This window comes from Frigidibacter oleivorans, assembly GCF_003993775.1.
GTDB lineage: Bacteria > Pseudomonadota > Alphaproteobacteria > Rhodobacterales > Rhodobacteraceae > Frigidibacter > Frigidibacter oleivorans.
This window is the reverse complement of record NZ_RJRZ01000018.1, coordinates 24362-46334: the sequence shown is the minus strand read 5'-3', so window position 1 is coordinate 46334 and position 21973 is coordinate 24362. Positions and strand designations below refer to the sequence as shown.

The 21973-nt window shown below is 71.6% G+C and carries 19 protein-coding genes; 9 read left to right on the top strand and 10 right to left on the bottom strand.

The genetic code is table 11. The features are described 5' to 3' along the window. Positions 1-82 precede the first annotated feature (82 nt). Both EEY80_RS17205 and EEY80_RS17200 read left to right on the top strand, forming a co-directional pair. Entirely contained in the window at positions 83-1456 is a 1374-nt protein-coding gene (locus EEY80_RS17205; RefSeq protein ID WP_205749148.1) for a BapA prefix-like domain-containing protein, read from the top strand. A 124-nt stretch (positions 1457-1580) separates the two neighbouring features. Further along, positions 1581-2735, top strand: a complete 1155-nt coding sequence (locus tag EEY80_RS17200) for a THUMP domain-containing class I SAM-dependent RNA methyltransferase (protein ID WP_126978645.1) — start codon at positions 1581-1583, stop codon at positions 2733-2735. Positions 2736-2875: 140 nt separating this feature from the next. Here the strand turns inward: EEY80_RS17200 and EEY80_RS17195 are convergent, their stop codons facing one another. Then, entirely contained in the window at positions 2876-3049 is a 174-nt protein-coding gene (locus tag EEY80_RS17195) for a DUF1328 family protein (protein ID WP_126978643.1), read from the bottom strand. Positions 3050-3285: 236 nt separating this feature from the next. On the opposite strand from EEY80_RS17195, the gene EEY80_RS17190 reads away from it, so the two are divergent. Continuing rightward, a complete protein-coding gene (locus EEY80_RS17190) occupies positions 3286-5562 on the top strand; it encodes a mechanosensitive ion channel domain-containing protein (RefSeq protein ID WP_126978640.1) in 2277 nt (758 codons plus the stop codon). A 231-nt stretch (positions 5563-5793) separates the two neighbouring features. Then, positions 5794-6162: a response regulator gene (locus tag EEY80_RS17185; RefSeq protein WP_126978638.1), complete on the top strand. Its 369-nt coding sequence runs from the start codon at positions 5794-5796 to the stop codon at positions 6160-6162. 16 nt (positions 6163-6178) lie between these two features. On the opposite strand, the gene EEY80_RS17180 is transcribed toward EEY80_RS17185, so the two are convergent. The 5 genes from EEY80_RS17180 to EEY80_RS17160 form a co-directional block, all read right to left on the bottom strand. Then, entirely contained in the window at positions 6179-6469 is a 291-nt protein-coding gene (locus EEY80_RS17180; RefSeq protein ID WP_126978636.1) for a hypothetical protein, read from the bottom strand. Positions 6470-6598: 129 nt separating this feature from the next. Next, positions 6599-8116: a UdgX family uracil-DNA binding protein gene (locus EEY80_RS17175; RefSeq protein ID WP_126978634.1), complete on the bottom strand. Its 1518-nt coding sequence runs from the start codon at positions 8114-8116 to the stop codon at positions 6599-6601. A 1-nt stretch (position 8117) separates the two neighbouring features. Further along, positions 8118-9347 carry a putative DNA modification/repair radical SAM protein gene (locus EEY80_RS17170; protein WP_126978632.1) on the bottom strand — a complete coding sequence of 410 codons (1230 nt, stop codon included), beginning with the start codon at positions 9345-9347 and terminating at the stop codon, positions 8118-8120. An 86-nt stretch (positions 9348-9433) separates the two neighbouring features. Then, positions 9434-9940 carry a pyridoxamine 5'-phosphate oxidase family protein gene (locus tag EEY80_RS17165; RefSeq protein ID WP_164738295.1) on the bottom strand — a complete coding sequence of 169 codons (507 nt, stop codon included), beginning with the start codon at positions 9938-9940 and terminating at the stop codon, positions 9434-9436. Between the two features lie 98 nt (positions 9941-10038). Beyond that, entirely contained in the window at positions 10039-10404 is a 366-nt protein-coding gene (locus EEY80_RS17160; protein WP_126978628.1) for a hypothetical protein, read from the bottom strand. Positions 10405-10525: 121 nt separating this feature from the next. Here EEY80_RS17160 and EEY80_RS17155 point away from each other — a divergent pair, with 121 nt between their 5' ends. From EEY80_RS17155 to EEY80_RS17145, 3 genes are all read left to right on the top strand, one after another. Further along, positions 10526-11254 carry a Crp/Fnr family transcriptional regulator gene (locus EEY80_RS17155; RefSeq protein WP_126978626.1) on the top strand — a complete coding sequence of 243 codons (729 nt, stop codon included), beginning with the start codon at positions 10526-10528 and terminating at the stop codon, positions 11252-11254. Between the two features lie 53 nt (positions 11255-11307). Next, entirely contained in the window at positions 11308-12495 is a 1188-nt protein-coding gene (locus tag EEY80_RS17150; RefSeq protein WP_126978624.1) for an RsmB/NOP family class I SAM-dependent RNA methyltransferase, read from the top strand. Between the two features lie 187 nt (positions 12496-12682). Next, positions 12683-14911, top strand: a complete 2229-nt coding sequence (locus EEY80_RS17145) for a hybrid sensor histidine kinase/response regulator (protein WP_126978687.1) — start codon at positions 12683-12685, stop codon at positions 14909-14911. 162 nt (positions 14912-15073) lie between these two features. Here the strand turns inward: EEY80_RS17145 and EEY80_RS17140 are convergent, their stop codons facing one another. From EEY80_RS17140 to recA, 3 genes are all read right to left on the bottom strand, one after another. Next, entirely contained in the window at positions 15074-15361 is a 288-nt protein-coding gene (locus tag EEY80_RS17140; protein ID WP_126978622.1) for a DUF1330 domain-containing protein, read from the bottom strand. Between the two features lie 11 nt (positions 15362-15372). Next, the gene (gene alaS / locus EEY80_RS17135; RefSeq protein WP_126978620.1) at positions 15373-18036 is read right to left on the bottom strand and encodes an alanine--tRNA ligase; all 2664 of its coding nucleotides are present in this window, start codon (positions 18034-18036) and stop codon (positions 15373-15375) included. A 308-nt stretch (positions 18037-18344) separates the two neighbouring features. Next, on the bottom strand, positions 18345-19415 hold the full coding sequence (recA, locus tag EEY80_RS17130) for a recombinase RecA (RefSeq protein WP_126978618.1): 1071 nt from the start codon (positions 19413-19415) through the stop codon (positions 18345-18347). 344 nt (positions 19416-19759) lie between these two features. On the opposite strand from recA, the gene EEY80_RS17125 reads away from it, so the two are divergent. Further along, complete coding sequence (locus EEY80_RS17125) at positions 19760-20440, top strand: hypothetical protein (protein WP_126978616.1); 681 nt, start codon at positions 19760-19762, stop codon at positions 20438-20440. A 458-nt stretch (positions 20441-20898) separates the two neighbouring features. Continuing rightward, positions 20899-21690 carry a class II glutamine amidotransferase gene (locus EEY80_RS17120; RefSeq protein ID WP_126978685.1) on the top strand — a complete coding sequence of 264 codons (792 nt, stop codon included), beginning with the start codon at positions 20899-20901 and terminating at the stop codon, positions 21688-21690. 44 nt (positions 21691-21734) lie between these two features. On the opposite strand, the gene EEY80_RS20620 is transcribed toward EEY80_RS17120, so the two are convergent. After that, positions 21735-21857: a hypothetical protein gene (locus tag EEY80_RS20620; protein WP_268885663.1), complete on the bottom strand. Its 123-nt coding sequence runs from the start codon at positions 21855-21857 to the stop codon at positions 21735-21737. Positions 21858-21973: the final 116 nt, after the last annotated feature.

Sequence of the window (21973 nt, the reverse complement as noted above, 5' to 3'; positions counted from 1 at the left end):
CATACTAAAGAGCAACATGTTAATAAATGTATGGGTTGCAAGTCCGTTGGTGACATGCCCCTCCATGCGGAAAGGGACGGACATGGCTATCTCGACGATTGCGGCGAATGGCGCGGCTCAGGTGCGGATCGACGCCCTTCCGGCGGATATCGCGGGCTACCTTCGCAGCGGCGACGATCTGGTGGTGAAGCTGGTCAATGGCGACCGGATCGTCGTGGACGGCTTCTATGCCGAGGACGGGACCGGCGGCTTCAGCGAGTTGCTGCTGGCGGACGGGTCCGTGGCGGCGGTCGACGGGCTCGAGGAACTGACGGCGGTCAGCACCCAGGGCATCGGCGCCGGGATGATGGGCATGTCGCAGGACGGGCTGATCTATGCCGGTGCGGGCCTGGGCGGGCTGGCGCTGATCGCGGCCGCGGGCGACAACGGCGGCGACAGCGACTCCAACCCGGTGGATCCGACCGATCCCACGGACCCCACCGATCCGACCGACCCGACCGATCCCACCGACCCGACGGACCCCACGGACCCGACCGATCCGACGGACCCCACCGACCCCACCGATCCGGCCGATGATACCGTGGGCCTGCTGGACCCGGTGATCGGCGATGACGGCCTGCTGGGCGACATCACCGGGAATGACGGCCTGCTGGGGGCGGTGACCGGGTCGGACGGGCTGGTCGGCGGGCTGCTGACCGAGGACGGTCTGCTGGGCGGACTTCTGGGCGGACTTCTGGGCGGGCTGCTCGGCGTGCCCCTGCTGGGCGAGGGCACGGCCGACGCGACCGACGGCATCCTCGACCCGGTGCTGTCGGATGACGGCCTGCTGGGCGCGATCACCGGCAATGACGGCCTGCTGGGTGCGGTGACCGGATCGGACGGTCTGGTTGGCGATCTGGTCGGCGACGCCGGCCTGCTGGGCGAGGTGACGGGGTCCGAGGGTCTTGTCGGCGCGCTGACGGGGCAGGGGCTGATCGGCGATGACGGCGACGGCACGGCGGACGGTGTGCTGGGCGGTCTGCTGGGCGATGACGGCCTGCTCGGCGGCCTTCTGGGCGACGAGGGGCTGGCAGGCGGCCTGCTGGCGCAGGACGGGCCGGTGGGTAGCCTCGCGGGCGACCTGCTGGGCGACGAGGGCGTGGTCGGGGAACTGGTGACCGGGCTTCTCGACACGACGGGCGGGCTGACGGACGGTCTGCTGGGCGGCGACCTGCTGGGTGGCGGCCTTCTCGATGGCGTGCTGGGTGACGAGGGCCTGGTCGGCGGTCTGCTGGGGGGTGACCTCCTTGGCGGCGATCTCCTCGGCGGCCTGCTGGGTGACGAGGGCCTCGTGGGCGGTCTGCTGGGCGGCGACCTTCTCGGGGATGAAGGTCTGCTCGGCGGGCTCACGGGGGACGAGGGTCTGCTCGGCGGTCTGCTGGGCGGGCTGACGGGCGAGGAAGGGCTGCTCGCCTGATCCGCCGGCCCCCGGCCGCCACAGGCCGGACCATCGGGCAGGGCCTCGCCGCGGCGGGGCCCTGTCGCGTTTCCGGGTGACGAATCCGGTCGCCGCCCCGAAGGTTTGCGGCTATGCGGTCGCGATGGACCAGAGCGCGCCGTTCGAGATCTTCCTTGTCGCCCCGCCGGGGGTGGAGCCGTGGCTGTGCGACGAGGCGCGGGCGGCAGGCTTTGCCGAGGCGACGGCGGTCGCGGGCGGCGTCACCGTCCGGGGCGGCTGGCCCGAGGTCTGGCGCGCGAACCTCGTCCTGCGCGGGGCGGTGCGGGTGCTGGCCCGGATCGGCAGTTTCCGCGCCCTGCACCTCGCCCAGCTCGACAAGCGCGCCCGGCGCTTTCCCTGGGCCGGGGTGCTGCGCCCCGACGTGCCGGTGCGGGTGGAGGTGACCTGCCGCGCCTCGCGCATCTACCATGCCGGGGCGGCGGCACAGCGGATCGAGACGGCCCTGCGCGAGGAGTTGGGCGTGCCGATCCTGCCGCGCGGGCAGGCTGCGGGCGACGAGGACGAGGGGAGCGGCGACGCCGTCGCGCTGAAGGTCCGGATCGAGGACGATCTGGTGACGCTCAGCCTCGACTCCTCGGGCGAGCCGCTGCACCGGCGCGGCCACAAGCAGCAGGTGAACAAGGCCCCGATGCGCGAGACGCTGGCGGCGATGATCCTGCGCGGGGCGGGCTTCGACGGGACGGGGCCGGTCTATGACCCGATGTGCGGGTCCGGCACCTTCCCGATCGAGGCGGCCGAGATCGCGGCGGGGCTGCTGCCCGGGCGGTCGCGGGGCTTCGCTTTCGAGCGGCTGGCGAGCTTCGATGCCGGGACCTGGGCGGCGCTGAAGGCGGGGCAGGCGGTCCCGCGCGATCCGGGCCTGCGCTTCTACGGCAGCGACCGCGATACCGGCGCCGTGGCGATGAGCCGGGCCAATGCCGAACGCGCGGGCGTCGCTGTCTTCACCCGCTTCGAGCGCGCGACGGTGGCCGAGATGCAGCCCCCCTGCGAGCCGCCGGGCCTGCTGGTCGTCAACCCGCCCTATGGCGCCCGGATCGGCGACCGCCGGCTGCTGTTCGGACTGTACGGTGCCTTCGGCCAGTCGGCGCTGCAGCGGTTCCGGGGCTGGCGCGTGGCGCTCGTCACCTCGGATACGGGGCTGGCCCGCGCGACCGACCTGCCGTTTCTGCCCCCGGGTCCGGCCATTGCCCATGGCGGGCTGCGCATTCAGCTGTGGCAGACGGGGCCGCTGGCCTGAGGGCGGTCTCGGACCGCCCGGAAACGCCGGACGGCCCGGCGGGGGCCGGGCCGTCCATGCCACTCGTTACGCTACATCGGGGTCCGGCGGCGCAAGGCGTCGGAGAGCAGGGCGCCGGATAATCGTCGGATCGGCCCCCGTCAGACGGGCGGGCGGCCCCGTACGGCGCGGGCGATCATCGCCACGACGAACAGCACGATGAAGACGAAGAACAGGATCTTCGCGATCCCGACAGACGCGCCGGCAATGCCGCCGAAGCCGAGCGCGGCGGCGATCAGCGCGATGATGAGGAAAGTCACGGCCCAACCGAGCATGGCGGTTTCTCCTGACTGGGGTCCCGGCGGGATGCCGGGGCATCTGGAGGTGAAACGCCAAGCGGGCCGGGCGGTTCCGTCGCGGAAGGGTGGGCAAACCTTGCCGGTCGCCGCCGCGGGCGGGGCGGCCGGCTTGCAACCGCCGGCGCGGCTTCGCATGATCCGCGCGACACGACGCCACCTGCCGGACCGGGGCCTGCCGCAGCCCCCTCCGCCGCCCTGAAGGATCGCCCCGGATGTGCCCTTGCCCGCTGGTCCGCCTGCCTGTGCCGCGCCGGATCGTCCTTGCCGTCGCGCTGGTCGCGGTCGCGCTGCTGACGCTGCTGCCGGGGGCGGCGGCGCAGGCGCAGACGGCGCTCACCCGCGGCGGCGCGGCCACGGCCCCCTCTGCCGCCGCGCAGGACGAGGCGATGCAGACCCTGCTGGCGGTGCTGGAGGACGAGGCCGCCCGCGCCGCGCTGATCGCCGCGCTGAAGGCGGCGGGCGCGCCGGCCGCGACGGAGGCGGCGAGCGACCCCGGCAATGTGGCGCAGCGGCTGGCGGCGGCGACGGTGACCGCCGCGACCGAGACGCTGGGCGTGCTGGAACGGGCCGGCAGCGAGCTGGGGCGGCTCGGGTCGGTGATGGTCGATCTGGTCGATCCGGCTACGGACAGCGTGTTGCCGCTGTCGGGCGTGCTGGCGCTGGCGCTGACGATCCTCGTGACGGTGTTCCTGCATACGGGGATGTCGAAGCTGGTGGCGCGGGCGGGCTGGCGGCTGCGCCCGCCGATCGGCGCGGGGCTGGTGCCGCAGGCGCGGGGGGCGGGGATCGTCTTCCTCATGCGGGTGATCGCGGTGCTGCTGTCCTGGCTGGCGGGGACGATCATCGCGCGGCTGGTGGTCGCCCGCGTCGCCGAGACGGGCCAGCTGGTCGACAGCCTGCCGGTGGCGCAATCGCTGTACCTGAACGCCTTCGCGGCGTTCGGGCTGATCCGGGCGGTGCTGGCGGCGGTGGCCAGCCCCGATGCCGATGCCGAACCCGCGGTCAACCCGGCGGCGCCGGGGGCGCAGACGATCATCTATCGCAACCTGCGCGCGGTCGCGGGCACGCTGACGCAGGGCTACATGTTCGTCGTGCCGCTGTCGCAGATCTGGGCGGGCTTCGTCGCCGCCCGGTCGCTGCGGACACTGACGGCGACGCTGGCCGCGCTGCTGGCGCTGCTGGCGATCCGGCGGATCAGCCGGGCGCTGGACATGGCGCGGGGCGACCGGGTGCTGCCGGGCGGCGGCACCGGCGCCGCCATCACCGCCGGCGCACAGGTGATCTGGCGCAAGAGCTGGCCGGCCATCGCGGTGGCCTTCGTCCTGTACGCCTGGTTCATCGCCGTCAGCCGCCCCTATCTGGTGCAGGAAATCGTGCTGACCGGCACGTTCTACACGCTGGGGGCGCTGGTGGTGATGCTGGCAGGCCTCGGCCTGCTGCGGGTGGCGCCGCGGCTGCGGGCGCCGATGCCCGAGCCGCTGATCCTGCTGGTGCCGCGGCTGCGGCCGCGCGCGGACCGCATCGTGTCCGCCCTCGCCTGGGTGATGGCGGTGGCGCTGTTCCTGACGGCGGTGCTGCTGATGCTGGCGGGGTGGAGCCTTCTGCCCATCGGCGACTGGCTGGACCGGCCCGAGGTGCAGGCGGCGCTGTGGCGGGTCGCCTCGGCGCTGCTGGTGGTCTTCGGGGCGGCGACGGTCTGGGCCATCGTCGCCTCGTGGATCGACCACCGGCTGCGCGACACGCTGCCGGGGCGCAATGTCTCGGCCCGGTCGCGGACGCTGCTGGCGCTGTTCCGCAATGCCTTTACCGTGGCCCTGGCGATCCTCGCCACGATGATCGCACTCAGCCAGATCGGGCTCGACATCGCGCCGCTCCTGGCCGGGGCCGGGGTCATCGGCCTGGCCATCGGCTTCGGCGCGCAGACGGCGGTGCAGGACATCATCACCGGCATCTTCATCCAGCTGGAGAACGCCATCAACGAAGGCGACGTGGTGATGGTCGCGGGGATCAGCGGCGGGGTGGAGAAGATCACCATCCGCTCGGTCCACCTGCGGGCGCTCGACGGCACGGCGCATGTGGTGCCCTTCTCGGCGGTGCAGACCGTCAGCAACATGACGCGCGACTTCTCCTTCCACGTGGCCGAGATCGGGGTGGCCTACAAGGAGAATGTCGAGGATGCGAAGGCCGCGCTGCTGGAGGCGTTCCGCCGCCTGCGCGCCATCCCGGAAATGGACGCCGTCATCACCGACCCGCTGGAGATGCAGGGCGTGATCGCGCTCGGCGACAGCGCGGTGATGCTGCGGGCGCGGATCAAGACGCTGCCGGGCCAGCAATGGGGGGTCGGCCGCACCTATACCGAACTGGTCAAGCAGGTGATGGACGAACGCGGGATCGAGATTCCCTATCCGCACCGGCACCTGATCATGAGCGGCCCGGGGATGCTGCCGCCGCCCGCCGCCGCGGCGGTGCCGCCGGACACGACGGCCTGAGCCGGCGGCGACCTGCGCCCTGTGGCGGGTTTCCGCCCGCCGGGGCAGGGCGGGCGCGGATGCCTTGCCAGCGCGGGGCCGGGGGCGCAGGATGGGACAAACGGGCCTGTCTTCCGCGCGTCGGCCGTTGCCATCCGGGGGCGAATGCCCCGGTGCCGCGCAGATCCCGTCCGCCCCGTCCGCCCCGGCCATTCCCGGCCGACGGTCGCCCATTCCCGTTGAGACACCGCCATGACCTGGAACCCGCCGGAAACCCGCCTTCTCTATCTCGAGGATGAACCGGTGATCGCGCTGGAAACGGTCGAGGTGCTGCGCGAACTCGGGTTCCGCGCGGTGACGACCACGGCGACGCTGTCGGCGGCGCAGCAGGCGCTTCGCGACGGGATGCCCGACCTCGCGCTGCTGGACGTGTCGCTGGCGCGGGGGGAATCCGCGCTGGACCTTGCGCGCGAACTGCTGGAACAGGGGGTGCCCGTCGTTCTGGCCACCGGCTACAGCGCCGAAGAGATTGCGGCCGACCCGCGCGCGGATGTGCTGGAAAAGCCCTTCGGGTCGGAGGATCTGGAAGCGGCGCTGCGCCGCGCGCTGCAGCGGCGCTGAGCGGGCGGGCCGGCGATCAGCCGCGCAGGCGCCGGGTATTCGCCTCGACCGCGCGGCGGTAGGTGTCGAGCGTGTCGAGCATCACCACCTCGGGCAGCACGCCCATCGACATGGCCATCGCGCCCTTCTGCCAGACATGCGCGGCGATGGCGATCTTCTCGCCCACCATCCGCGCCGCCTCGACCGGCAGGCCGGACCCGCCGCGCACCATCATCGCCATGCGATGTTCGATGACCGCGCCGGATTCGAGCGCGAGCAGGGCGGACTGAAGGACGATGGGCAGGATGAGCATGGGCAACAGTTTCATGACAGCCGGACCACCGGCATAGCGTCCCCCAGCTTCAGAAGAAAGTCTTGCCGGTAGACGAAGTTCCCGCACCGCTGCACGACCGCCTGTGCGGCACGGCCCGCGGATCGCCCGCAAGGCGAGTGGCGTTCAGCCGGCGGCCACAAATCCGGCGGCGCGGGCCAGATCGTCGCGAAAGCCCGCCTCCTGCGCCGCGGCCGCCGCCGGGTCGGGCTGACGCAGCAGCGCCGAGGGGTGCAGCGTCACCAGCACCGGCGCCCCTCCGTCTGGCCGTTCCAGTCCGCCGCGCCGCTTCAGGATGCCGCGCCCGTCGCCGGTCAGCGCCTGCGCCGCCGTGGCCCCCATCGCCACGATCAGCCGGGGCCGGATCAGGCGGACCTCCTGCATCAGCCACCAGTTGCAGGCCTGCACCTCGCCCGCGTCGGGGCGCTGGTGGATGCGCCGCTTGCCGCGCGGGGTGAACTTGAAATGCTTGACCGCATTCGTGACCCAGACCCGGCGCCGGTCCAGCCCCGCCTCGCCGGCGATCCGGTCGAACAACTGCCCCGCCGGGCCGACGAAGGGCCGGCCCTGCAGGTCTTCCTGATCGCCCGGCTGCTCGCCGACGATCAACATCTCGGCGTCATGCGGGCCCTCGCCGCAGACGGCCTGGGTGGCGTGGCAATGCAGCGCGCAGCGGGTGCAGGTGCGGATCTGCCGGGCCAGCGTGTCGAGGTCGGGCGCCGCGCCGTCCGGGGGCAGGTCGCGCTCGGGCAGGCGGCGGTTGCGCATGGCGGCCTCGATCCGCGGGCTGGGGTCGCGGGGCTGCGCCTTGCGCATCGCGCGGGACCGGTCCTCGGCCTGCCGCAACAGGCCGGGGATCAGCGCGGCTTCGGGCAGGTTCTTCCAGTATTTCTTCGGCATCTCGGCCTGCATCGCCCTGGGCATCGGCCGGGCAGGGTTGAAGATGCTGGCATAATAGGTGCGCCACAGGTCTTCGGCGGCATCCGGTGCGGGCGGCCGGTCGGGCAGGGGGGCGCGCCCGCCCGGATCGGCGGCGATCCCGCGCGGCGGTGGCGCCTGCGTCTCGCCGATGTCGAGCGTGCCCCCGACGCAGCGCGCCGTCAGGCCGGGCGTGGCGATCACCCAGTCCATGTCGCCGAAGCGGCGGGCGAAGAAGGGGGCGGCGGGTTCGAGGCTGTTCTGCGACGGCTCGAACCAGGCGGCGAAGCGGCGGCGGGGGCCATCGGCGGGCAGTTCGCGAAAGCGGACGAAGGCATGCATCTTGTGCACGTCGCGGCGCACCGCCTTGTCCATCGCCAGAAGCCGGCGCATCGGCGGGTCGCTGCGGTCGCCCCAGACCAGCCTCCCCGCCGCAAGCCGCGCCACCAGCGCGTGCCCGAGCGCGAAGCGGTCCGGGTCGGAATGGTGCATGGCGGATTCGAGCACCGCCACCGCCTCGCGCCCCAGCCGCAGCGGCGCGGGGGGCGCGCTTCCGGCGTCAGGGGTTGCAAGGTCCGGGGGCGCGGCCTCGGCGAAAAGGTCCGGCGCGGCCTGCCCCATCCGCCAGATCACCCGGTCGGGGGGCACGCCCGCCGCCAGCAACCCGCGCACCTGACGCCGCCATTCCGCCACCGACCCGACCCGGGGCAGGACGATCTCGCGCATCTCAGAACAGGCTCAGCTGCTGCGGCGCGGGCATCAGCCGGGCCTTCAGCGCCTCGCCCTCCAGCAATCCGCGCGGGCTCCAGCCCGGCAGGGTGACGAAGGCGCGGGCGCGGCGCATCACCGCCCCCATCGCCGCCAGATCCTCGAACCGCAGGCTGCGGTGGCGGCGGGCGGCGAGGATGCGATCGACCGTGCGGGTGCCGAAGCCGGGGACGCGCAGCAGCACCTCGCGCGGGGCGCGGTTCGGATCGACGGGAAAGGCCGCGCGATGCGCCAGCGCCCAGGCCGTCTTGGGGTCGAGCGCGAGGTCCAGCATGCCCCCTTCGGGCGCGATCTCGGCCGCGTCGAACCCGTAGAACCGCATCAGCCAGTCCGCCTGGTACAGCCGGTGTTCGCGCAGCAGCGGCGGCCGTTCCGGCGGCAGCAGCCGCGAGGCATCGGGGATCGGCGAGAAGGCGGAATAGTAGACCCGGCTCAGCCCGTAGCCGGAATAGAGCGTGGCCGACTGGCCGAGGATGGTCGCGTCGCTGGCCGCATCGGCGCCGACGATCATCTGCGTGCTTTGCCCGGCAGGGGCGAAACGGGCGGGGCGGCGGCCGGTATGGCTGGGCTCGCGGCTTTCCTCCCGGCGCAGGCGGACGTCGGCCATCGCCTTGCGGATGGTGCGGGGGCTTTTCTCGGGGGCAAGCCGGGCGAGGCCGCTGTCGGTCGGCAACTCGACATTGATCGACAGCCGGTCGGCCAAGAGCCCCGCCTCCTCGATCAGTTCGGGCGCGGCATCGGGAATGGTTTTCAGATGGATATAGCCGCGGAAATTCTCGCGCTCGCGCAGGGTGCGGGCGATGCGGACCATTTCCGACATGGTGTCGTCCGGCGACCGGACGATGCCCGAAGACAGGAACAGCCCCTCGATATAGTTGCGGCGGTAGAATTCGACCGTCAGCCGCACCACCTCGTCCACCGTGAAGCGCGCACGTTCCACGCCCGAGGACACGCGGTTGATGCAATAGGCGCAGTCGTAGATGCAGACATTGGTCAGCAGGATCTTCAGCAGGCTGATGCAGCGCCCGTCCGGCGCATAGGCGTGGCAGATGCCGGTGCCGCCGGAGGATCCCAGCCCCTTGCCGTCGCGGCTGTCGCGCCGCTGCCCGCCGGACGAGGCGCAGGAGGCGTCGTATTTCGCGGCATCGGCGAGGATCGCCAGTTTCTCGGTCAGGGTGCGACGGGTCATGTGTTCTTCTTATGTTCCCGGCGACGCAGGTCAAGCCGAACCCGCCCCGGCGCCGGTCACGCCTGCGTTAGCGGCGCCCCCACCCCCTATCCGTTGAATTCCAGCAGCATATGCGTCGACAGGTCCGGTTCGTGGGCGCTGTCCAGCGCCGAGCGCAGAAGCTCCATCCCCGTGCGCAGGCTGCTGCGGGACGAGACCCAGACCTGCGCGTCCTGCAGGGTCAGGCGCAGCGCGATCAGGTCGAGATCGTCGCGCCCGCCGGGGAACCATGCGGCGGCGGCGGGCGACCAGATCGCGTCGATATGGCCGGCATCGGCGCTTTGCACGATGGCGCCGGTCAGCGCGGCGTGCAGGGAATGGTCGTCGTTCACGAAGACCACCACGCCGCGCGCGCCAAGGCCCACGTCGCGCACGAGGTCGGTCTGGCGCGAGGTCAGGAACCACAGTTCCGCCGTCTCGCGGGTCAGGTGATGCGTCATCGGCTGCGGCGGGCGGGTGCTGCCCTCGATGCCCAGCATCGAGGTCGAGGTGGCGTCGATCTGGTCGAACAGCGTCGTGCGGGGATCGTCTCGCAGCGATTGGCGCAGGCTCATCGGGGTCTCCATCCGGGGGCGCGGGGCGCGCGGCCATCGGGGCGACAACGCCCGGCCCGCCCGACCGTTCCGCCCGCGCCGACGCCCCTCCCGCGGCCTCAGCCGCGGGCGCCGTCGAGCAGCGCCAGAACCATTTCCGTCGTGAAGGGCCGGTCGAGGATCAGGAAGTCGTGTCCCGGCTCGGGCCGTTCATGCTCGTCCCGCGGGATCAGCACGATCCGCGCGCCGCGCGCCTCGATCGCCGCGACCAGCTGCGGCCAAGCCGGCGCGTCGCGGTCGTCGCCGAGAAGGGCGACCGCCAGCCCCGACAGCCCGTCCAGCCGCGCGAGTCCCTCGGCGACGGTGCGGGCGGTTTCGACGCGCGCGGCGGCGTCGAAGTCGCGGATGATCTCGGCCAGATCGGCCGCCACGACCAGATGTTTCAGGACGATCAGGTATCCGGCGTCGCCGGGTCGTTCAGTCACACTCATACTCCTGCGCTCAGCGAAGGATCTGCGGGACCGTCCTTCCGCGTCCCATTATGGAACCGCACAACCCCCGGTGCATTTAACTGCGACATATCAACTTCGATACCGGCAACGTCACATGACAACCCCGTGCCACGCCTGCCCCCTGCGGCAGAACCCCGCCTTCGAGGATTTCACGCCGCAGGAACTGGCCTTCATGGAGCGGTTCAAGATCGGCGAACTGACGATCGAGCCGGGCCGGACCATCCTGATGCAGGGCGCGCAAAGCCCGCAGTTCTACACCGTGCTGCGCGGGCAGGGGCTGCGGGCGAAGACGCTGGAGGACGGGCGGCGGCAGGTGATTTCCTTCGTGCTGCCGGGCGATCTGGTGGGCCTGCAGGCGATGGTTATGCGCGAGATGCAGCATTCCGTCGAGGCCTCGACCGAGGTCACGCTGTGCGTGTTCGACCGCGCGGGGCTGTGGGACCTGTTTTCCAGCCAGCCGCAGCGCGCCTATTCGCTGACATGGCTGTCGGCGGTCGAGGAGAACTTTCTGGGCGAAACGGTGGCGACGCTGGGCCAGCGGGATGCGGTGCAGCGCATCGCCTGGGCGCTGGTGCGGCTGCACGACCGGTTGACGCAACTCGACCTCTCCGTCGATGGCTGGGTTCCGATGCCGTGGCGCCAGCAGGACCTTGCCGACGCCATGGGGTTGTCGCTGGTCCATACGAACAAGACGCTGGCCCGGATGCGTGCCGAACGGCTGGCGATCTGGCAGGGACGCCGGCTGGCGCTGCCCGCGCGCGAGATGCTGGCAGAACTTGCCGCGGTCGAGGTCGAGGGCACGCAGCCCCGGCCGCTGCTGTAAGGCGCGCCCGATTCCGCTCGACCCCGGGGGGCGCGCGGGGGTAGAGGGGCGCCATGACCCCCGCCGCCCGCATCGCCGCCGCCATCGAGATCCTCGACCGCCACCTGTCCGGCACCCCGGCCGAACAGGCGCTGACCGGCTGGGCGCGGGGCCACCGCTTCGCCGGGTCGGGGGACCGGGCGGCGATCCGCGATCATGTCTTCGACGCCCTGCGCTGCCGACGCAGCTTTGCCGCGCTCGGCGGCCGGGCCGGGCGGCCTACCGGCCGGGCGCTGATGATCGGCGCGCTGCGGGCCGCCGGGACCGATCCCGCCACCGTCTTCACCGGCGAGGGCCATGCGCCGCCGCCGCTGACCCCGGACGAACTGCGCCCGGACGAGATGACGGACACCGAGGCGCTCGACTGCCCCGACTGGCTGGCGGCACCCCTGCGCCAGAGCCTCGGCGCCGGGTTCGCCCCGGTGATGGAGCTTCTGCGGCACCGGGCGCCGGTGTTCCTGCGGGTGAACCTCGCCCGCATCGGCCGCGACGCGGCGCAGGCGCGGCTGGCCGCCGAGGGCGTGGCGTCGGAGCCGCATCCGCTGGCCGGCAGCGCGCTGCGGGTGACGGAGGGGGCCGCGCGGCTGCGCCGGACCGCGGCCTATGCCGAAGGCCTGGTCGAGCTGCAGGACGCCGCCAGCCAGGCCGTGGTCGAGATGCTGCCCCTCGCCGACGGCCAGCGCGTGCTCGACTACTGCGCCGGGGGCGGCGGCAAGACCCTGGCGATGGCGGCGCGGGCGCGGCTGGACCTTTGCGCCCATGACGCGGCGCCGCAGCGGATGGCCGACCTGCCGGCGCGGGCCGCGCGGGCGGGCCAGCGCGTGACGATCCTCGCCGGCGCCGACCTGCCGGCGCGGGGCCCGTTCGATCTGGTGCTGCTGGACGTGCCGTGCTCGGGTTCGGGCAGCTGGCGCCGCGCGCCCGAAGGCAAATGGCTGCTCGACCGGCACCGGCTGGCAGAGCTGCTGGCGCTGCAGGCGCGGATCCTCGACAGTGCGGCGCCGCTGGTGCGGCCGGGGGGGCACCTCGCCTATGCCACCTGTTCGATGCTGTCGGCCGAGAACGGGGCGCAGGTGGCGGCTTTCCTCGACCGCCAAGCTGACCGCCAGCCCGGCTGGCAGCTCGTGGCGCAGCGCGACTTTACCCCGCTGGACGGGGGGGACGGGTTCCACGGCTCGGTGCTGCGCGCGCCCGCGGCGTGACGCCGCAATATCGCCCGAAATTTGCGGCCTTCGGCTGCGACGATTGCCGTTAAATGCCGGTTAACGGTTTCCGCGCGCAATGGCCCGGACCCGAATCCGGACCCGAGCCGAGGAGGAGCGCTTGCCAGACCGGGCGCTGACGCCGCATCCGCTGACCCGCACCGCGCTGGCGCTGTCGCCCGGCGGGATGTGGCTGATCGCCTGCGGCGGGCTTCTGGCGCTGGCGGCCCTCGTGCTGCCGGCGCGGATGACCCTGCCGCTGGTGACGGCGGGCCTGACCCTCGTCGCGGTGGCGGTGGTGCTGCGGCTGCTGGCGCAGGCCCATCAGGCGACCGAACGGCGGCTGCGCAGCCAGATCGCGGCCTTCGTGGCGCATGACCACGCCCCCGTGCTGACCACCGATGCCGAGGGCGAGGTCGGCTATCAGAACCGCGCCGCGCTGGACCGGTTCGGCCCCTGCGGCGGGCAGTCGCTGGCGCGCGCGCTGTCGGACCTGCTGGCCGGCCCCGCCGCCGCCCTGCCGCGGCTGCAGAACCGGGCGCTGGCCCAGGGGGCCGCGCGCGAGGATCTGGCGACGCGCCACGGCCATGTGCGGCTGTCGGTGCACCGGCTGGGCGAGGGCGGCTTCCTGTGGCGGATCGAGGATCTGGGCGACCGCGGCGCCGCACGGGGCGAGGGGGCGAGCCTGCCGATGCTGGTCGCCACCCGCTCCGGCACCATCCTGTTCATGAACGAGGCGTTGCGCCGCCTGGCTGGCGAGCGGATGAAGACGCTCGACGCGCTCTTCGCCGACCTGCCGCTGGCCCCGGGGGACGAACGCGACATCCTCACGGTCACCGGGCGGGTGCGGGTTCTGCCGCTGGAAATCGAGGGCGCGGGCGGCCGGCGCGAGATCTACCTGCTGCCCGCGCAGCGCCTGCCCCCGCGCAGCACCGCCGATCCCGCCGCCTTCGAGGGAATTCCGGTGGCGCTGCTGCGGGTCGCGGCGACGGGCGAGGTGCTGGCGGCAAACCGGGCCGCGCGCGGCCTGCTGGGGACAGTCGAACGCGGCACGCCGCTGTCGGACCTGCTGGAGGGTCTGGGCCGGCCGGTGCCCGACTGGCTGGCCGACGCGATGGCCGGTCGCGCCGACCGCCGGCCCGAGGTGCTGCGCCTGCGCAGCCCGGACCGCGAGCAGTTCCTGCAGGTGACGCTGGCGCGGCTGCAGGACGACCACGGGCCGGGCCTCCTGGCGATGCTGCACGATGCCACTGCGCTGAAGACGCTCGAGGCGCAGTTCGTGCAGAGCCAGAAGATGCAGGCGATCGGCCAGCTCGCGGGCGGGGTCGCGCATGATTTCAACAACCTGCTGACCGCGATCTCGGGCCATTGCGACCTGATGCTGCTGCGTCACGGCACCGACGATCCGGATTATCCGGACCTCGTGCAGGTCCAGCAGAACGCCAATCGCGCGGCCAGCCTCGTGCGCCAGCTGCTGGCCTTCTCGCGCAAGCAGACCCTGCAGCCCGAGGTGCTGGACCTCCGCGACACGATGTCGGACCTGACGCATCTGCTGAACCGCCTTCTGGGCGAGAAGGTCGCGCTGACGCTGAGCCACGACCCCGACCTGCGGCCGATCCGGGCGGACCGGCGGCAGCTGGAACAGGTCTTCATCAATCTCGCCGTCAATGCGCGCGACGCCATGCCCGCCGGTGGCGCGATCCGCATCGCCACCGTCAACCGCCACCTGCCCGAACCCTTCCGCCGCGACCGCGCCGTGGTTCCCCCCGGCGACCATGTCGTGGTGACGGTGTCGGACGAGGGCGTGGGCATCCCCGCCGACCGCCTGCAGAAGATCTTCGAGCCGTTCTTCACCACCAAGCGCGCGGGCGAGGGCACCGGGCTGGGCCTGTCCACCGCCTATGGCATCGTCAAGCAGACGGGGGGCTTCATCTTCGTCGACAGTGTCGAGGGCGCGGGGACGACCTTCACCCTGTGGTTTCCGGCACTCGACGCCGCCGCGCTGGCCGGCCGCGCCGCAGCACCCGCCCGCCGCGCCCCGCAGGCCGGCGGCACCGGCACCGTGCTGCTGGTCGAGGACGAGGCGCCGGTGCGCGCCTTCGCCAGCCGGGCGCTGCAGCTGTGCGGCTATGCCGTCGTCGAGGCCGACAGCGGCGAGGCGGCGCTGAAGCTGCTGGCGGACCCCGCCCTGTCGGTGGACCTGTTCATCTCCGACGTGGTGATGCCCGGCATCGACGGCCCCGGCTGGGTGCGCGAGGCGCTGGCCGCGCGGCCGGGGGTGCGGGTGGTGTTCATGTCGGGCTATGCCGAGGACGCGGTGCAAAGCAGTCAGGCCCGGGTGCCGGACGCCGTCTTCCTGCAAAAGCCGTTCTCGCTGGCGGAACTGACCGCGACGGTGCAGCAGACGATCGGCTGAGGCGACAGGGCGGCTGCGGGTCGACCGGAGAACGTGGCTGCGCAACCGGTGCCGGTCAGGCCGGCGCGACTGCGGCGCCGACGCAACCGCCGGAGACTGTTCTCGGGTGAGTCAACCGCCCGGGCGGCGGGGGCCAGTGCCCCCGGGCCGCCCCGGCGGGCCTCAGCCGATCTCCTCGACGATGACGAGGTCGCGGACCGAGGCGTTGCGGGCATGGGCCAGCGCCGCCTGATAGTCGGGCGAGCGGTAGCAGGCCTCCGCCGCCTCGACCGAGGGGAAGCGCACCACCACGTTGCGGGCGCGGTCATTGCCTTCCAGCTGCACGTGCCGCCCGCCGCGGGCGAGGAAGACACCGCCGAACCCCGCGATGGCGGGGCCTGCCAGTTCGGCATAGCGGCCATAGGCCTCGGCATCGGTGACAGTCACATGCGCGATCCAGAGTGCGGTCATCGGTCGTCTCCTTACAAAGCTGCCAGCACGGCCTCGGCCGCGGCGATGGCCTCGGGCGCGCGGCTCGCATCGGCGCCGCCCGCCTGCGCCATGTCGGGCCGGCCGCCCCCGCCCTTGCCGCCGAGCGCCTCGGCCGCCGCCTTGACCAGATCGACGGCCGACAGCCGCCCCGTCAGGTCGGCGGTGACCCCGGCCGCGACCGCCGCCTTGCCGCCGGTATCGGCGACCAGCAGCACCGCGCCGGATCCGACCCGGGCCTTCATCTCGTCCACCAGCGCCGGCAGGTCCTTGCCCGACACGCCCGCGACGGTCTGGGCCAGGAACCGGACCCCGCCGATCTCGCGCGCCTCGGGGCCGCCCGCCGCGCCGCCGCCGCCCATGGCCAGTTCGCGGCGCAGCTGCGCCACCTCGTTCGACAGCGCGCGGCGTTCCTCGGCCAGCGCGCGCACCCGCTCCACGACCTCGGCCGCCGGGACCTTCAGCAGGCTCGCGATTTCGGCCAGACGGGCCTGCTGGGCGTTCAGGTGGTCCAGCGCCGCCTGTCCGGTCAGCGCCTCGATCCGCCGCACGCCCGCCGAGGAGGCACTGTCGCCCAGCAGGACGAAGGCCCCGATCTCGCCCAGCCGGGCGACATGGGTGCCGCCGCACAGCTCGATCGAATAGGTCTCGCCGCCGGTGCCCTTGCCCGATCCGGCCTCGCGGCCCATCGAGACGACGCGCACCTCGTCGCCGTATTTCTCGCCGAAGAGTGCCTGCGCCCCCAGGGCCCGCGCGTCGTCGGGCGTCATGATCCGCGTTTCGACCGCGCCGTTCTGGCGGATATAGCCGTTCACCTCGGCCTCGACCTGGCCCAGTTCCGCCGGCGTCAGCGCCTTGGAATGGCTGAAGTCGAAGCGCAGCCGGTCCGGCGCGTTCAACGAGCCCTTCTGCGCCACATGCGCCCCGAGCGCGCGGCGCAGCGCCTCGTTCACCAGATGGGTCGCGGAATGGTTGGCGCGGATCGCGGCGCGGCGGTGGTGGTCCACCTCCAGCTTCACCGGCTGGCCCGCGACGATCTCGCCCTCGGTCACGGTCGCGACATGCAGGAACAGCCCGCCGGCCTTGCGGGTGTCGGTGATCGCGGCCATCCCCGTCTCGCTGCGCAGCCAGCCGGCATCGCCGACCTGACCGCCGCTTTCGGCATAGAAGGGCGTCTGGTTGACGACGATCTGCACCTGACGGCCTTCGCCCGCGCGGGGCAGCGCCGCCCCGTCGCCCACCAGCGCAAGGATCTCGCCCTCGGCAGTTTCGGTGTCATAGCCCAGGAATTCGGTCGCGCCATGCGCCTCGGCCAGATCGAACCAGATCGCGGCATCGGCGGTCTCGCCCGACCCGGCCCAGCTGGCCCGCGCCTTGGCCTTCTGTTCGGCCATCGCCGCGTCGAAGCCCGCGGTATCGACGGTGCGGCCCTTCTCGCGCAGCGCGTCCTGCGTCAGGTCCAGCGGGAAACCGTAGGTGTCATACAGCTTGAAGGCCGCCGCGCCCGGCAGCGGCTGACCCTCGCCAAGATGCGCCAGCTCCTCGTCCAGCAGCCGCAGGCCCCGGTCCAGCGTCTGCTTGAACCGCGTCTCCTCCAGCTTCAGCGTTTCCTCGATCAGCGCCTGCGCGCGGGTCAGTTCCGGATAGGCGGCACCCATCTGCCGCACCAGCGCCGGCACCAGCCGGTACATTACCGGGTCCTGCGCGCCCAGCATATGGGCATGGCGCATGGCGCGGCGCATGATCCGGCGCAGCACATAGCCGCGGCCCTCGTTCGAGGGCATGACCCCGTCGGCGATCAGGAAGCTGGTCGAGCGCAGATGGTCGGCGATCACCCGGTGATGCACCTTGCCCGGCCCGTCGGGGTCGCGGCTGGTCGCATGGGCCGAGGCCTCGATCAGGCTGCGCATCAGGTCGGTGTCGTAATTGTCGTGCTTGCCCTGCAAGAGCGCGCCGATCCGTTCCAGCCCCATGCCGGTGTCGATCGACTGCATCTCGAGCACGCGCAGGCTGCCGTCGGGCAGCTGCTCGTTCTGCATGAAGACGTTGTTCCAGATCTCGATGAAGCGGTCGCCATCCTCCTCGGCGCTGCCAGGCGGGCCGCCCCAGATCGAGGGGCCGTGGTCGTAGAAGATCTCGGTGCAGGGGCCGCAGGGGCCGGTCGGGCCCATCCGCCAGAAATTGTCGTCGGTGGCGATGCGGATGATCCGCTCGTCCGGCAGGCCCGCCACCTTTTTCCACAGGGTCGCCGCCTCGTCATCGGTGTGATAGACGGTGACCAGCAGCCGGTCGGGGTTCAGCCCGAAATCCTTCGTCAGCAGTTCCCAGGCCAGCGGGATGGCGGTTTCCTTGAAATAGTCGCCGAAGGAGAAGTTGCCCAGCATCTCGAAGAAGGTGTGGTGCCGCGCGGTATAGCCCACATTGTCGAGATCGTTGTGCTTGCCGCCCGCGCGAACGCATTTCTGCGCGGTGGTGGCCCGGGTATAGTCGCGTGTCTCGACCCCGGTGAACAGGTTCTTGAACTGCACCATGCCGGAATTGGTGAACATCAGCGTCGGGTCGTTGCGCGGCACCAGCGGCGACGAGTCGACCACCCGGTGTCCGTTCCGGCGGAAGAAATCGAGATAGGTCGAGCGGATGTCGTTCAGGCTGGGCATCGCGGGCTTTCCGGGCGGGAGTGAGCGGTCGCAACGGTGTATCGCCGGCCCGCCGCCCTGTCCAGCGAGGCGGCCTGTCCAGCGAGGCTGGCTTGCCCGGCGAGGCGGCCCTTCACCTAGGCGGCCCGGTCCCTGGCGAGGCGGCCTGTCTGGCGAGGCGGCCTTGTCCCGTGAGTCCGGCAGCCGCCCGGCCCTCGGGGTCTTGCCGGCGCGGCCCCCGCAGCTGACGCAACTCTCCCGGGGGAGACTGCCACAGGCGGACGGGGGGCAGCACCCCGTCCCTCCCTCGGTCTCCCCGCTTGCGCGGCCTATTCGGTCAGGTCGTCGCCATCCTCGGTCATCGGCGCGGCCAGATCCAGCCCGTGGCCGGCGCGGACCTTGTCCTCGATCGCCTGCGCGACGTCGGGATGGTCCTTCAGGAACTGCTTGGCATTCTCGCGGCCCTGGCCGATGCGCTCGTCGCCATAGGAATACCAGGCGCCCGATTTTTCCACGACGCCGGCCTTCACGCCCAGATCGACGATCTCGCCGGTCTTCGAGATGCCCTCGCCATACATGATGTCGAATTCCACCTGCTTGAAGGGCGGGGCGACCTTGTTCTTGACCACCTTGACGCGGGTGGAGTTGCCCACGACCTCGTCCCGGTCCTTGATCGAGCCGATCCGGCGGATGTCGAGCCGGACCGAGGCGTAGAATTTCAGCGCGTTGCCGCCGGTGGTGGTTTCGGGAGAGCCGAACATCACCCCGATCTTCATGCGGATCTGGTTGATGAAGATCACCATGCAGTTCGACCGGCCGATCGAGGCGGTGAGCTTGCGCATCGCCTGGCTCATCAGCCTTGCCTGGGCGCCGACCGTGGCATCGCCCATGTCGCCCTCAAGCTCTGCCTTCGGGGTCAGCGCCGCGACCGAGTCCACCACGATCAGGCTGACCGCGCCGGAGCGGACCAGCGTATCGACGATTTCCAGCGCCTGTTCGCCGGTATCGGGCTGGCTGATCAGCAGCTCGTCCAGATTCACGCCCAGTTTCCGGGCATATTGCGGGTCGAGCGCGTGTTCGGCATCGACGAAGGCGCAGACGCCGCCCTTCTTCTGCTCCTCGGCCACGACATGCAGGGTCAGCGTGGTCTTGCCCGAGCTTTCCGGGCCGTAAATTTCCACGATCCGGCCCTTGGGCAACCCGCCGATGCCGAGCGCGATGTCGAGCCCCAGCGACCCGGTCGAGGTCGACTCGATCTCCATCACCGGGTTGTTGGTCCCGAGCTTCATGATCGAGCCCTTGCCGAACTGCCGTTCGATCTGGGCCAGCGCACTGTCGAGCGCCTTCTGCTTGTCCGCGTTGCGCTTGTCGGTCATGTCAAAGAGGTTCGCCACTGCCATCGGTCCGATCCTTGTTCCATACCCGGTCGCGGGGGGCAATCCCCGCAAGGACGGGCCAGATGTTCCGCACTTGTTCTTGCACTTATGCGATCAAAACGGGAACATTTCAACCGCTATTCATCGTTCTGCCGCCGAGCTTCGCGTCGTCGGGGTTAATGGCAGGTTTACGGCCATCGGGCTGACGCGGCGTTTTTCAGGGCGCAGGATCGCAGCGGGGCCGAAAAACCACCTTGCGGCCCCCGCCGCGCTTGCCGGAGCGGGATTTTTCGGGGATCAAGCATCGGGCGCCCATGCTGCAGCTGCGAAACGGGCCGCCCGCAGCCAATGACGGGACGCCCTGACCGATGCTGATCTTCTGGAAACGACATCTCGTGTTCCTCGCCAATACCAAGACCGGCTCGGTGTCGATCGAGATGGCGCTGGAATCGCTGGCGGATGTGGCGGTGTCGCGGCCGCCCGCGCTGAAGCATACCACGGCCGCCCGGTTCGGCACGCTGCTGGCGCCGTTCCTGTCGGCCTCGAACGAGGGCGCCGCCTTCGAGACGGTGGCCCTGATCCGCGAGCCTGGCGACTGGCTGGGCAGCTGGTATCGCTATCGCCTGCGCGAGCATCTGCCGATCGGGGACGGCACGCGCGAGGATTTCGCCGCCTTCGTCGAAGGCTGGCTCGACGACCCGGCGGGCGGGCTGGCGGGGCTCGGGTCGCAATCCGCCTATCTGGCCGATGAGGCGGGCGAGGTCCTGGTCGATCACCTGTTCCGCTATGAGGAGATCGACGCCTTCCTGCATTTCCTCGAGGACCGGCTCGATTGTGCGGTGACCCTGCCGCACATGAACGTCTCGCCGCCCGCCTCGACGGAGCTTCCGTCCGAACTGGCGGCGCGGCTGGCGGCGCAACTGGCGCAAGACAAGGCGCTTTACGATGCCGTGCCGGCAGGCGGGCTGCACCGGACGGCCCCTGCGGGGGACATTGCGCCGCAGGCCGCGGAGCCCGGTCCGCGGCCTCAACCGTTACGAATCGGTTGAAACACCTCTGCGGCGCGGAATAATTTCCGAACTGTTCGACGCATTTTCCATTGCCGATTTTATTGTGGCGCCGTTGTCGCGCCGGTTTGTTCCTGCCGCGCCAGCCTTCACGCCCGCGCTGCATCCTCCCGAACCCGACGCCGGCCGTTCCAGGACCGGGTGTCGTTTCCAGCCTTGGCCGATCTCGCGCGGGTCCGGCCTAGCCACTGTGCGTAACGAGTGTGTCCCTGCCTTCGGACGCGGAGGCAGGGGCGTGTGCCTTCAGAACCTGTGCCTTCGCGGCGGGCGCGGGGCGCGCCCGTCGCCCAAATCGGCGCCGATCTTGCGCCTGCCGGCGATGTTCCCCCCGCATGTTGCTTTTCCGTCCGGGCGCGTGACGCTAGGATGACAGCAGAATGACGGGCTGGCCGCGCCGGATGCGCGGCACCGGACAGGCCCTGGGGGCAGGAGAAGACGGAATGTGCCGTTGGGCGGCCTATACGGGCGAGGCAATCTTTCTGGAAGACATCGTCAGCCGGCCCGGCCATTCGCTGATCCGGCAAAGCCATTGCGCCAGCCAGTGCCTGACCAGCGTCAATGCCGACGGATTCGGCCTCGCCTGGTACGGCGAGCGGCCGGAGCCGGGGCTGTATCGCGACGTGATGCCGGCCTGGTCGGACCCGAACCTGAAAAGCCTGGTGGCGCAGGTGCGCTCGCGGCTGTTCCTGGCCCATGTCCGCGCCTCGACCGGCACTGCGACCAGCCGCAACAACTGCCACCCCTTCGTGGTCGGGCGCTGGTGCTTCATGCACAATGGCCAGATCGGCGGCTATGACGGCTTCCGCCGCGCGGCCGAGATGCTGATCCCAGACGCGCTCTATGCCCACCGGCGCGGCGCGACCGACAGCGAGGCGCTGTTCCTGACCGCGCTCGGCGAGGGGCTGGAGGAGGATCCGCAGGGGGCGATGGAACGCGCCACCGCCCGGTTCGAGGCGCTGAGCCGCGCCGCGGGCGCCGCGCCGCATGTGCGGCTGACGGCGGCCTATTCCGACGGCCGGCGGCTGTATGCGGTGCGCTATGCCACGGACGAGGGGGCGCCGACGCTCTATCATCGCTGGTCGGACAGCCGGCAGGGGCGGGCGGTGGTGTCGGAGCCGCTGGAGGATGGCGAGGCGTGGGAGGCGGTTCCGCCCGGCAGCTTCTGCATCTTCGACGGTGCGGCGGTCGAGGTGCGGCCCTTCCGGCCGGTGGCGCTGTCGCAGGCGGCCTGACGGGACCGGCGCAACCCCTGCCACCCGTCACCCGCCGCGGCCTGTCAGATCACCCCATGCGCCAGCTGGGCGAGGTTGAGCCAGACCCCCAGGCCCAGCAGGGCCATCGGCGCGATCCACCAGCCCGAAAATTGATCCGATCCGCTTGCCGTCCCGGTTCCCGTCATTGCCGTGCCTCCCCAGCCGGCGTCACAATCCTGACACGAAATCTGGGGCCTGCAGTCGCCCGGTGCAAGTCTTGTTGCAGGCGCGATGCACGATTCTGGCGTGACGGTGCGATCCG